Here is a 12,553-nt window from a genome sequence, read left to right as displayed (position 1 = left end):
CTGTCGCGGCCCTTTTTTTACGCTAAAAGCTTAATGCCAGCTGCGCATGAGTCCTACCGCCAAGCCTTCCAGGGCGAACTCATCTTCCGGCGACACGGTAATCACCTTGAAGTCCGGGTTTTCAGGCAGCAGTTCGATGACGGAGCCCGTCTTCTTGTAGCGCTTGACGGTGACTTCGTCGCCGATGCGGGCGACGACGATCTGGCCATTCTTGGCGCTGTCGACTTTTTTCACGGCCAGCAAGTCGCCATCCATGATGCCGGCGTCGCGCATGGACCAGCCGCGCACCTTGAGCAGGAAGTCGGGCTTGGCCGAGAACAGGGCAGGGTCCACGTTGTAGCTCGCTTCCAGGTTTTCCTGCGCCAGGATGGGCGAGCCCGCCGCCACCCGGCCGATCAGGGGCAGCGACATCAGCAGCGCTGCCGGCACTTTCGATGGCGGCGCTTCGGCGGCCGCGCCGATCAGGCGGATGCCGCGCGAGGTGCCGGGCGAAATCTCGATCGCGCCCTTGCGGGCCAGGGCCTGCAAATGCTCTTCGGCCGCGTTGGCCGATTTGAAACCCAGTTCATTGGCGATTTCGGCACGGGTAGGAGGAAAACCCGTGTTTTCAATCGCGTCCTTGATCAGGTTCAGGATTTGTTCTTGTCGTGCTGTCAGCTTGATCATGAGCGGTGGGTGCATACTAAAATGCTGTCTATATGAACAGTCTGTATTTTTGTACAGTATCGCGCACTATGCAAGGGGATTTCGGCCTTTTTGCGTGATTTTGAAAGAAATACTGCTATCCGGGCAAGAAAGGGGCGGCTTGGTGGGCGCGGCGCAAGCAATGATTGAATAGTTTGCGAAAGGCGGTTATAATCTTCGGCTGACCTTCCCACACCCGTCTTGACGCCGGGGTGGGCGATTATCAATCCGACCTGAAGGAGTTTGCATGCGTCATTATGAAATAGTCTTTATCGTCCATCCGGACCAAAGCGAGCAAGTGCCCGCGATGATCGAACGCTACAAAGCCAGCGTAACCACCCGCGGCGGTTCGGTTCACCGCGTGGAAGATTGGGGCCGCCGTCAAATGGCTTACTCGATCCAAAAGCTGCCTAAAGCACACTACATCTGCCTGAACATCGAATGCGACAACGAGACCCTGGTCGAGTTGGAAACAGCATTCAAATTCAATGATGCCGTGTTGCGTCACCTGACCGTTAAAATGAAGAAAGCTGAAACAGCTCCTTCGCCGATGATGAAATCGGTACAACGCGAAGACGCGGCCAAAAGCCACCGCACCGAAGCACCAGCAGCCGCTCCAGCCGCAGCCGCTTAATTTTTGACCAGGATCGTGCGCTGAACCAGCTACAAGTAACCGCCATCATTGCCGAGCGCGAAATATTGCGCTACACCCCGGCAGGGCTGCCGATTGTGAATGCAGTATTGCAACACAGTTCGCAGCAGATGGAAGCAGGGATTGCCCGTTTGACCGAGTTTGATGTTGCCGCGCTAGCCGCTGGCGAAATCTCAGGCCGGTTCAGTCAGGCAAGCTTGGGCGGGATCTATCAGTTCACGGGTTTCCTGGCCAGAAAAAGCCGCAACAGCAAGAGTTTGGTGTTTCACATCATTGATTTTAGTGCAGTCATTCCCGACTAGCGCATTTTAGATACAGGAGCCTGACATGGCATTCGGTAAAAAGTTCGACAAAAATAAGCTCAAGCTTAAAGAAAAACGCAAACAGCAAAACCCATTGTTCAAACGTAAGAAGTTCTGCCGCTTCACGGCAGCTCACGTTGAGCAAGTCGACTACAAAGACGTCGACACGCTGAAAGACTTCGTCCAGGAAAACGGCAAGATCATGCCAGCGCGCCTGACCGGTACCAAAGCGCACTACCAGCGCCAAGTCGACACCGCAATCAAGCGCGCTCGCTTCCTCGCGCTGCTGCCATACACCGATCTGCACCACGCTTAATCGGTCAGATATTCCTGGAGAAGAACTATGCAAATCATTCTGTTAGAAAAAGTTGTTAACGTCGGTAACCTCGGCGAAGTCGTCAAAGTCAAAGACGGTTACGCACGTAACTTCCTGATCCCACAACGCCTGGCACGTCGTGCTACGGCAACCGCTGTGGCTGAATTCGAAGTCAAGCGCGCCGAACTGGAAAAAGCTGCTGCCGCCAAACTGGCCGCATCGCAAGCCCAGGGCGAAAAACTGAGCGGCCTGACCGTTCAAGTTGCTCAAAAAGCTGGCGTCGATGGCCGTCTGTTCGGTTCCGTCACTAACTTCGACATCGCTGAAGCGCTGACCAAGCAAGGTTTTGCTGTTGAAAAAGCACAAATCCGCATGCCTACCGGCCCGCTGAAGATCGTTGGCGAGCACAACGTTTCGGTTGCTCTGCACACCGACGTGGTCGTGGAAGTTGTTATCGCTGTCGTTCCAGACGCGAACGCGTAATTGTCTGCGGGCCTGGCCCGCAAGCATTGCCGCACTATGAAAAGCCGGGTTCGCCCGGCTTTTTTGTGGCCTTTTTTTCGCTCAATTTCAGCCCTTTATTTTTGCCAGCACGCCGAAGCGGGTATAATTCGCGCCATGAACGCCCCCTCTGATCCGCAACTGGATTCCCTCCGTATTCCGCCGCATTCGATCGAAGCAGAACAATCCGTCATCGGTGGTCTGCTGCGCGACAATGCCGCGTATGACCGCATCGCCGACTTCATGCATGCGGAGGATTTCTATCGCTATGACCATCGCATCATCTTCGAGCAAATCGTCAAGATGGTTAACGCTTCCAAGCCAGCCGATGTCATTACTGTTTTTGAAACCCTGACCCAGCTCGGCAAGGCCGATGACGTGGGCGGACTCGCTTACCTGAACGCCATGGCGCAAAACACGCCATCGGCCGCGAACATCCGGCGTTACGCCGAGATCGTGCGCGACCGCGGCGTGCTGCGCAAGCTCATCACCGTCGCCGACGATATCTCCGGCACGGCCTTCAGCCCGCAAGGCAAGGAAGTCAAGCAGATGCTTGACGAGGCCGAATCGAAGATTTTCGCCATCGCCGAAGAAGGCGCGCGCGGCGCCCAGGGCTGGACCGCCATCCAGCCCCTGCTGACGCAGGTGGTCGAGCGCATCGACGAGCTGTACAGCCGCGACAACCAGAGTGAAATCACGGGCGTGCCCACCGGTTTCATCGACCTCGACCGCATGACCTCCGGTCTGCAGCCGGGCGACCTGGTGATCGTGGCGGGCCGTCCTTCGATGGGCAAGACGGCGTTTTCCGTCAACATCGGCGAAAACGTGGCCATCGACAGCGGCTTGCCCGTGGCCGTGTTCTCGATGGAGATGGGCGGCGCCCAGCTGGCCATGCGTATGCTCGGCTCCGTCGGACAGCTCGACCAGCACCGTTTGCGTACTGGCCGCCTGAACGACGAAGACTGGCCGCGCCTGACGAATGCGATCCAGAAGATGAACGACGCGCAGTTGTACATCGATGAAACGCCCGCGCTCAATTCCATCGAATTGCGCGCCCGCTCGCGCCGCTTGTCGCGTCAATGCGGCAAGCTGGGCCTGATCATCGTCGATTACTTGCAACTGATGTCGGCCAATACGCCGGGCGACAACCGCGCCACGGAAATTTCCGAGATTTCGCGGGGCTTGAAAGGCCTGGCGAAAGAACTCGGATGCCCCGTGATCGCGCTGTCCCAGCTGAACCGCTCGCTGGAGCAACGCCCGAACAAACGTCCTGTCATGTCCGACTTGCGCGAATCGGGCGCTATCGAGCAGGATGCCGACGTGATCCTGTTCATTTACCGCGACGAGGTGTATAACCCCGACTCGCCCGACAAGGGAACGGCCGAGATCATCATCGGTAAACAGCGTAACGGTCCAATCGGCAGCATCCGCCTCACCTTCATGGGGCAGTACACCAAATTTGGCAATTACAGTGGTGGCCTGGCGCTTTACCAAGGCGACTAAGACTCAGCAGCACTGGCAATTCCATCGGCCGCCCCCGACAACGGGGCGGCTTTCTGTAGTAAATAACACGACTCAATGCTTAACGGAGAATGACATGTTTGGACGCTTGATGCCCACTGAGGGCAAGTTTTTTGAATTGTTTAACCAGCACGCGGAACTGTGCGTCAAGGGCGCCAAAGAGATGCTCGGCCTGATGACCAATTTCGACGACCTGGAAAACCGCGTGCATGCGATCGAAAGCATCGAGAAACAGGCGGACAAAGTCACCTACGCCACCGTGGAAATGCTGCACAAGACCTTCATCACGCCGATCGACCGCGATGACATCCATCAGCTGATCACGCGCCAGGACGACATCCTCGACCTGCTGGAAGATGCGGCGCAAACCGTCTCGCTGTACGACCTGAAAGCCGTTACGCCGGAAGCCAAGCGCCTGGCCGAACTGGTGCTGGCCTGTACCGAAAAAGTGCGCGACGCCGTGGCCATGCTGCACAACATGGACAACTCGCGCAAGATCGTCGCCATCTGCGAAGAGATCGACCGCCTGGAATCGGATGCCGACCACGTGATGCGCGCCGCCATGTCCAAGCTGTTCCGCGACGAACCGGACGTGCGCAACCTGATCAAGCTGAAAGCGATCTACGAAATTCTGGAAACCGTGACCGACCGTTGCGAAGACGTGTCCAATATTATCGAAGGCATCATCGTCGAAAACGCGTAAGCGTTGGGCCTGTCCTGAACCAGAATCAGAAAAGAAACTATAATGACCATACAAATCAGCATCTATGTGCTAGGCCTGTTGATCGTCCTGGCGCTGCTGTTTGACTTCATGAACGGCTTCCACGATGCCGCCAACGCGATTGCCACGGTGGTCTCGACGGGCGTATTGAAACCGCAGACCGCCGTTGCCATGGCCGCCACGTTCAACTTCGTCGCCATCTTCGTGTTCCACCAGCTGACCGTGGCCGCCACAGTAGGCAAGGGCACCATCGATCCGGCCGTGATCGACCAGTACGTGATCTTCGGCGCGCTGATGGGCGCCATCTTCTGGAATTTGTTTACCTGGTACTACGGCATTCCCTCGTCGTCCTCGCACGCCCTGATCGGCGGCCTGGTGGGCGCGGCCGTCGCCAAGTCCGGTACGGGCGCGCTGGTCGCGGCCGGCCTGTGGAAGACCGTCGCCTTCATCGTCATCGCTCCCGTGCTGGGCTTTGTCTTCGGCTCGATCATGATGCTGATCGTGTCGTGGATTTTTGTCCGATCGACGCCGCGCAAGGTCGATAAATGGTTCCGCCGCTTGCAACTGGCATCGGCGGCCGCCTACAGCCTGGGCCACGGTGGCAACGACGCGCAAAAAACCATCGGCATCATCTGGATGCTGCTGATCGCCGCCGGTTATTCGAACGCAGCGGACCAGATGCCGCCGATGTGGGTCATCATCTCGTGCTACACGGCTATCAGCTTCGGCACGCTGTTCGGCGGCTGGCGCATCGTCAAGACCATGGGCCAGAAGATCACCAAGCTCAAACCGGTCGGCGGCTTCTGCGCCGAAACGGGCGGCGCGATCACCCTGTTCGTCTCGACGGCGCTGGGCATTCCCGTGTCGACCACGCACACCATCACGGGCGCCATCGTCGGTGTCGGCTCGTCGCAAAAAATGTCGGCCGTGCGTTGGGGCGTGGCAGGCAATATCGTCTGGGCCTGGATCTTCACGATTCCCGCCTCCGCGTTCGTCGCGGCAGTCGCCTGGTGGATCGGCCACCATATAATGTAATGGATAGCCGACGCCAGTAAAAAGGGAGCCTTGCGGCTCCCTTTTTTTATGCGCCGGCCAGTTCCACCGTCAGTCCCTCGCAGGCGAGGAATACTTGCAAGCCGTCGAGCCGGCTGCTGTAACGCCCCATCACGTCGGCAAAGACGGCTTCGAGCTGCTCGTCGCTGCGCGTCGGTTCGTGGTGGGTGCAGTACAGGCGCCGCGCACCGCAGCGCAGGGCCAGGTCGAAGGCGGCGTCGAAGGTGCCGTGGCCCCAGCCCTGCTTGCCCGGGTATTCTTCGCGCGTGTACGAGCAATCCATGATCAGCGCGTCGACGCCGGCGACGAGCGCGTCGATGCCGGCCTGGCGCTGCGCATTGCGCGCCGCGCACGCCGCGTGTTCGGCGTGGCCGGGTGGATGCAGGTTGTAGAACGGTTCATGGTCGCCGCTGAAAAACAGCGAGGCGCCGGCGCAGTCGATGCGGTAGCCGAGGTTGACGACGGGATGGTTCATTTCCGCGCCGCGCACGCGCGCGCCGCCCACGTCGACGGCTTCGCCGGGCGCCAGGGTGCGGTACTCGATGCTGGCCGCCATGGCCGCTTCGCTGACGGGAAAATAACTGCCTTGCAGCTGCACCGCCATCACGTGCTCGATGCCGCGCCCGTTGATGCCGTCAAAGGCGCCATGCAGGCGCATGCGGTTGCCGGCCACGAACAGGGGCGAAAACATGGGCAAGCCGTGGATGTGGTCCCAGTGGCTGTGCGTGATGAAGACGTGCGCATCGACGGGCTGGCCGGGCGGCAGCTGCTGCGCCAGCGAAAAGATGCCGCTGCCCGCATCGAGGATGATCAGGCTGTCGTTATCGGTGCGCACTTCGATGCACGTGGTGTTGCCGCCATAGCGCGCCGTGCGCGGGCCGGGGGAGGGGATGGAGCCGCGCACGCCCCTGAACGTGAATTTCATTCAGTACCTTGTTACGGTGTAATTATTGTTGATTCTATTCTAATTAATGAGATTGGCGGCAACATTTATGTGTGTTGCGATACGGAAAGTTATTTCATTTTGTTGTGAGTAAGTAATGTACAGTGCGCGGGACGGCCGTTACACTGGCGCTTGCCGACTTCCCCTTTTTTGCTTGCCCATTACCTGATTGTCACCAATATGCCTCAGCTGCACCCTGAGAAAATCGCCCACAGACTGGAGCAATTGACCGAACTCAGCGTCGCGCTCGGCCACGGCCTGGGCGGCGAGGGACACGATATCGGCGCGCTGTTGCAGCGCATTGTGCTGCTGGCAAAAAGCATGAGCGGCGCCGACGGCGCCACCCTGTACCGGCCCGTGCTCGAGGGCCGACAGCTGGCGTTCGACATCAGCGTCAACGACAGCCTGGGCATTGCGCAGGGCGCGGACATGGGCTTGCCGGGCGTGCCCCTGTTCGATGGCGCGGACCAGCCGAATCTGGCGTCCGTGGCCGCGTATGCGGCGAACATGCGCCGCAGCGTGAACATCGCCGACGTCTACCGCGACGAGGCCTTCAACTTTTCCGGCATGCGCGAGTTCGACCGCCACCACGGCTACCACACGCAATCGATCCTGACGGTGCCCATGAGCGACCATGAGGGCGACCTGATCGGCGTGCTGCAGCTGGTCAATGCCAAGGATGGCGAGACGGGCCAGGTGCGCGCCTTTTCCTCCACCGACCAGCGCTTCATCGAGGCGCTGGCCGCGCAGGCGGGCGTGGCGCTGACGAATCAGCTGCTCATTTCGCAGCTGGAAGAGCTGCTCGAATCGCTCGTGACCCTGATCAATATCGGCATCGATGAAAAGTCGCCCTACACGGGGCGGCACTGCCAGTTCGTGCCCGAGCTGACGATGCTGCTGGCCGACGCCGCGCACGCCACGCAAACGGGGCCGCTGGCCGATTTCCGGCTCAGCGACAACGAGCGCAAGCAGCTGTGGCTGGCCGGTCTGCTGCACGACTGCGGCAAGATCACCACGCCCGTGCACGTGGTCGACAAGGCCACCAAGCTGGAAACCATTTTCGACCGCATCGCCCTGATCGACACGCGCTACGAAGTGCTGCTGCGCGACGCCGAGATCGCGGCCCTGCGCCAGCAGGCGGCGCAGCCGCAGCAAAAAGAGGCCATCGCGCGCGCGCTGGAGCAGGAGCGGGCGGCGCTGCGCGAAGAACGCGACTTCATCCGCACGGTCAATATCGGCGGCGAAAGCATGGCGCAGGCCGACCAGGAACGCGTGCGGCAGATCGCCAGGCGCCGCTGGCGCGCGGCCGACGGCGAACTGCGCGACTTTCTCGACGCCGACGAGACGGAAAACCTGACCATCCGCGCCGGCACGCTGACGGCGGCCGAGCGCGCCATCGTCAACAACCATATCAGCGTGTCGATCCGCATGCTCGAAGCGCTGCCGTGGCCCAAGCACCTGCAGAAGGTGCCCGAATACGCGGGCGGCCACCACGAGCGCATGGATGGCAAGGGCTATCCACGGGGGCTGACGAAAGAGCAGATGTCGGTGCCGGCGCGGCTGATGGCCATCGCCGACATTTTCGAGGCGCTGACGGCGCGCGACCGGCCCTACAAAAAGGGCAAGTCGCTGTCCGAATCCTTGCGCATCCTCGGCAATTTCAGCCTGAACGGGCATATCGACCCGGAGCTGTTCGACGTTTTCATCCGCAGCAAAGTCTATCTGACCTTCGCTGAAAAGCACATGCATCCGAGCCAGATCGATGCCGTCGACGAGGCGGCCATTCCGGGCTATACCCCTTGAAGCTGGCGCAGGCCTTGCGCAAGCATGGGGCGCGCTCGCTGCTGGGCGTGCTCTTGACTGTGGCGGCGGCCGTGCTGTGCCTGGCCGGCAACGAGAACATCGCGCGCCTGGACGCCATGCTGGGCGACTGGCGCATGCGTGCCGAGACGCCGCAGCTGGACCACCGCATCGTCATCGTCGACATCGACGAACAAAGCCTGGCCAAGGTGGGCCGCTTTCCGTGGAGCCGCGACGTCCAGGCGCGCCTGGTGCGCCAGCTCGCCGGCCATTACGGCGTGGCCGCGCTGGGCTTCGATATTGCGTTTCCCGAAGCGGACACCAGTTCCGGCTACGCCGTGCTGCAAGGACTGGCGCATGGCGCACTGGCGGGCGTGCCCGGCTTGCCGGCGCAGCTGGAAAAGCTGCGCCCGGCCATGGACTACGACGGCCTGTTCGCCGAAGCCATGCGCGGCCAGCCCGTGGTGCTCGGCTACAGCGTCTCGGAGCAGCAGCGCAAGGGGGTGCTGCCCAAACCCGCCTTCACGGTCGCCGATTTGAACGGGCGCACGGTGACGGCCTACGTGGCGCGCGGCTACGAAGCCAATATCGCGCCGCTGCAGGCGGCCGCGCAGGGCGCTGGCATCTTCACGGCGCTGACCGATGCCGATGGCGTCGTGCGTTCCTCGACCCTGCTGCAGCGCATCGGCGACGGCTATTACCCGTCGCTGTCGCTGGCCACCGTCGCCGTCTACCTGCAGGCGCGCGCCATCGCTCCCCGTTTCACGGGCACGGCCGATACCCTGTCGGCGCGCGAACTGGCCAGCGGCGGCCTCGAACACATCATGCTGTTTACGCCGCGCGGCGCGCTGGCGATTCCCGTGGGCGAAGCCTTGACGACGACGGTGCAATACCGCGGCGCGGGCGGTCCCGATGGCGGCGCTTTCCGCTATGTCTCGGCGTCCGACGTGCTGGCCGGCACGGTGGCGCCGGCGCTGCTGAAGGGCGCCATCGCGCTGGTGGGCACGACGGCGCCCGGCTTGAACGATATCCGCGCCACGCCCGTGAATGCCGAATATCCGGGCGTGGAGGTGCACGCCAACCTGATCAAGTCCATGCTCGACGGGCGCTTCAAGGCGCGGCCCGACTATGCGCTGGCCCTGGAGCTGGTGCAGATACTGCTGTTTGGCCTGCTGCTGGCGGGCGCCTTGGCCGTGCTGCCGCCGGCTGGCGTGATGCTGGCCACCGTGGGCGCGCTGGCGGCCGCCGTCGGCATCAATCTGTACCTGTACGCCGTGCACGACCTGGTGCTGGGCGGCGCCGTGCTGCTGTTGCTGGTCCTGGCGCTGTTCATCGCCAACCTGGCGTGGGGCTACTTTTTCGAGGTACGCAAGGGACGTGCGCTGGTGGCCCGCTTCGGCGAATATGTGGCGCCCGAACTGGTGGCCGAGATGGCCGACGATCCGCAGCGCTACACGATGGAAGGCGAAAACCGCGAACTGACGGTGCTGTTTGCCGACGTGCGCGGTTTCACGGCCATTTCCGAGCAGCTGGCGCCGGCCGCGCTGCGCGAATACATCAATGCATACCTGACGGCCATGTCGGAAGATATCCGCGACAGCCATGGCGGCACCCTGGACAAATACATCGGCGACGCCGTGATGGCGTTCTGGGGCGCGCCCGTCGCCTTTGGCGATCACGCCAGCCGCGCCGTGGCCAGCGCGCTGCTGATGCAGGCCAGCGCGGCGCGGCTGAACCGGCAGTTTTGCGCGCGCGGCTGGCCGGCGCTGCGCATCGGTATCGGCCTCAATACGGGGCCTATGCATGTGGGCGACATGGGTTCGCGCATCCGCCGCGCCTATACCGTGATGGGCGACAGCGTCAACCTGGCCGCACGCCTGGAAGGGGCCAGCAAGCTGTATGGCGTGGGCATCGTCGTGGGCGAGGCCACGCGCGCCGCGGCCCCGGATTTCCTGTACCGCGAGCTGGACCGCGTCAGAGTGGTCGGCAAGCAGGAAGCGGTGGCCATCTTCGAGCCGCGCTGCCTGCTGGCCGATGCCCCTGCCGCCGAGCTGGCGCAGCTCGAGCGCTGGCACGCGGCGCTGGCCAGTCTGCGCGCGCGCGACTGGGCGGCGGCGGGCGCGCAGCTGGCCAGCTTGCAGGCGGAATTTCCCGACGATGGCCTGTACCGCCTGTACGCGGCGCGCCTGGCGCAGTACCGCAACGCGCCGCCGTCCGCCGGCTGGGATGGGGTGACGGAATTGCACAGCAAATAGGCCGGCCGTTGCGGCACTTTTTACCATCGTGGGCGCGCTGTTTGTTGCGTTGCGATAAAAATCAGGGAGAAATGTTAGAAATTTCTGACTGGAAACTAAAAGCCGTCTAAAATTTGTCTTCAACCCATTGCCGGACACGCTGGCGCCTGCGGGCCGCGCGCTTGTCCTGTTACACAAGAAATCCTTCACATGACATATCGTTTGGTGCACCTGCTTGCGGGTTCCGCGCTGCTGTTCGCCGTCGGCGCCGCCGGCGCTGCCGCTCCTATGGATGATGCCGCTCCTGCCGCGCAGGAAGACGGCGTGCCGCGCTTCGAGATCCGCCGCTTCGACGTCCAGGGCAATACCCTGCTCGCGCCCGCGCAGGTGCAAGCCTTGCTGGCGCCTTTTACGGGAGTGCAGCGCGATTTTTCCGACATCGCCCGCGCCGTCGAGGCGCTGGAAACGGCCTACCGCGAGCGCGGCTACAGCGCCGTGCAGGTGCAATTGCCGGAACAGGAACTGGAACAGGGCGTGGTGCGCCTGAACGTGCTGCAAACGCCGCTGGGCAAGCTCGCCATCAGCGGCAACACGCATGTGGACGAGGCCAACGTGCGGCGCGCCTTGCCGGCCTTGCGCGAAGGCGAGACGCCGAACCTGCCGGCCCTGTCGCAAAATCTGAGGCTGGCCAATGAAAACCCGGCGCGCAAGATCGAAGTGCGTTTGCAAGCCGACGAGCCGGCGGGCGCCATCGACGCCATCGTCACGGTGGCCGATGAAAAGCCGTGGAAAGCCATGCTCAACGTGGACAATACGGGCAATGCGCAAACGGGCAAGACGCACGTGGGCGTGGTGCTCCAGCATGCCAACCTGTTCGGGCTCGACCATGTGGCCAGCCTGCAATACACGAGCAGCCTGGAAAAACCGGACAAGGTGGGCGTGTATGGCGCCGGCTACCATTTGCCGCTGTATGCGCTGGGCGACTCGATGGACTTTTTCGCCAGTTATTCGAACGTCGATTCGGGCAGCGTCTCGGCCGGCATCTTCGACCTGGCCGTCAGCGGCCAGGGCAGCATGGCCGGCATTCGCTACAACCAGAACTTTGCCCGCAGCGGCGATTTCGAACCCAAGCTCGTGTACGGCGTCGACTACAAGGCGTACCGCAACAGCGTGCAGCTGTTCGGCATGGAACTGGGTGCCGACGTCACCGTGCATCCGCTCAGCGTCAGCTACATCGGCAACTGGACCTTGCCCACGGGCGAGACCAGCGTGGCGGTCACCTTCTCGCACAATATCCCCGGCGGCAAGCACGGCGCGCAAGCCGATTTCGACCGCGTGCGCGCGCACGCCAAGGCCGCCTACAACACCTTGCGCCTGAGCGCCAGCTCGGGGCGCGTGCTGGCCAACGACTGGCAGTGGCGCGCGCTCGTCAACGCGCAAGTCACGCCGGATGCGCTGGTGCCGGGCGAGCAGTTCGGCGCCGGCGGCGCGTCGTCCGTGCGGGGCTTCGCCGAGCGCGAAGTATCGAATGATTCGGGCGTCAACCTGAACCTGGAACTGTACACGCCGAACTGGTGCGGAGAGGCGCTCGGCTTCCAATGCCGCGCGCTGGCCTTCCATGACACTGCCTGGCTGCGCCGCAGCCATGTGCTGCCCGGCGAAAGCGCGTCGCAAGGCGTCAGCAGCGGCGGCCTCGGCCTGCGTTTGCTGCTGAGCCGCTACGCCAACCTGCAACTCGATTACGCCCATGTCGTCAATGGCGGCGACACGGGACAGCGGGGCGCCAACCGCCTGCATTTCCGCCTCGCCTTGGCCTACTAGCATCA

General features: G+C 62.3%; 12 protein-coding genes. 10 read left to right on the top strand and 2 right to left on the bottom strand.

Annotated features, from left to right (window positions below; genetic code table 11):
- Positions 1–30 precede the first annotated feature (30 nt).
- Positions 31–666, bottom strand: a complete 636-nt coding sequence (lexA, locus tag BLU39_RS05175) for a transcriptional repressor LexA (RefSeq protein ID WP_034750502.1) — start codon at positions 664–666, stop codon at positions 31–33.
- 265 nt (positions 667–931) lie between these two features.
- Between lexA and rpsF the strand changes: the two genes are divergently transcribed.
- The 7 genes from rpsF (at position 932) to BLU39_RS05140 (ending at position 5,732) form a co-directional block, all read left to right on the top strand.
- Entirely contained in the window at positions 932–1,318 is a 387-nt protein-coding gene (rpsF, locus tag BLU39_RS05170; RefSeq protein ID WP_010400028.1) for a 30S ribosomal protein S6, read from the top strand.
- Between the two features lie 20 nt (positions 1,319–1,338).
- Positions 1,339–1,638: a primosomal replication protein N gene (priB, locus tag BLU39_RS05165; RefSeq protein WP_092710591.1), complete on the top strand. Its 300-nt coding sequence runs from the start codon at positions 1,339–1,341 to the stop codon at positions 1,636–1,638.
- A gap of 25 nt (positions 1,639–1,663) precedes the next feature.
- Entirely contained in the window at positions 1,664–1,954 is a 291-nt protein-coding gene (rpsR, locus tag BLU39_RS05160) for a 30S ribosomal protein S18 (RefSeq protein WP_010400024.1), read from the top strand.
- Positions 1,955–1,981: 27 nt separating this feature from the next.
- Positions 1,982–2,437: a 50S ribosomal protein L9 gene (gene rplI, locus BLU39_RS05155; RefSeq protein ID WP_034783456.1), complete on the top strand. Its 456-nt coding sequence runs from the start codon at positions 1,982–1,984 to the stop codon at positions 2,435–2,437.
- Between the two features lie 135 nt (positions 2,438–2,572).
- Positions 2,573–3,958: a replicative DNA helicase gene (locus BLU39_RS05150; protein WP_034750488.1), complete on the top strand. Its 1,386-nt coding sequence runs from the start codon at positions 2,573–2,575 to the stop codon at positions 3,956–3,958.
- A 94-nt stretch (positions 3,959–4,052) separates the two neighbouring features.
- The gene (locus BLU39_RS05145; protein ID WP_010400015.1) at positions 4,053–4,679 is read left to right on the top strand and encodes a DUF47 domain-containing protein; all 627 of its coding nucleotides are present in this window, start codon (positions 4,053–4,055) and stop codon (positions 4,677–4,679) included.
- A gap of 39 nt (positions 4,680–4,718) precedes the next feature.
- Positions 4,719–5,732 (top strand): inorganic phosphate transporter, encoded by a 1,014-nt coding sequence (locus tag BLU39_RS05140; RefSeq protein ID WP_092710588.1) that lies wholly within the window; start codon positions 4,719–4,721, stop codon positions 5,730–5,732.
- A 46-nt stretch (positions 5,733–5,778) separates the two neighbouring features.
- On the opposite strand, the gene BLU39_RS05135 is transcribed toward BLU39_RS05140, so the two are convergent.
- Complete coding sequence (locus BLU39_RS05135) at positions 5,779–6,675, bottom strand: MBL fold metallo-hydrolase (RefSeq protein ID WP_092710585.1); 897 nt, start codon at positions 6,673–6,675, stop codon at positions 5,779–5,781.
- 198 nt (positions 6,676–6,873) lie between these two features.
- Between BLU39_RS05135 and BLU39_RS05130 the strand changes: the two genes are divergently transcribed.
- The 3 genes from BLU39_RS05130 (at position 6,874) to BLU39_RS05120 (ending at position 12,548) form a co-directional block, all read left to right on the top strand.
- Positions 6,874–8,496, top strand: coding sequence for a GAF and HD-GYP domain-containing protein (locus tag BLU39_RS05130; protein ID WP_092711303.1), 1,623 nt, complete (start codon positions 6,874–6,876; stop codon positions 8,494–8,496).
- Complete coding sequence (locus tag BLU39_RS05125; protein WP_092710582.1) at positions 8,493–10,748, top strand: CHASE2 domain-containing protein; 2,256 nt, start codon at positions 8,493–8,495, stop codon at positions 10,746–10,748. Before BLU39_RS05130 ends, BLU39_RS05125 begins: the two co-directional genes overlap by 4 nt.
- Positions 10,749–10,937: 189 nt before the next feature.
- Positions 10,938–12,548, top strand: coding sequence for a ShlB/FhaC/HecB family hemolysin secretion/activation protein (locus BLU39_RS05120; protein ID WP_092710579.1), 1,611 nt, complete (start codon positions 10,938–10,940; stop codon positions 12,546–12,548).
- Positions 12,549–12,553 lie beyond the last annotated feature (5 nt).

The sequence above is a fragment of the Janthinobacterium sp. OK676 genome, assembly GCF_900103595.1.
Taxonomy (GTDB): Bacteria; Pseudomonadota; Gammaproteobacteria; order Burkholderiales; family Burkholderiaceae_D; genus Janthinobacterium.
This window is presented reverse-complemented; position numbering and strand designations above follow the sequence as displayed.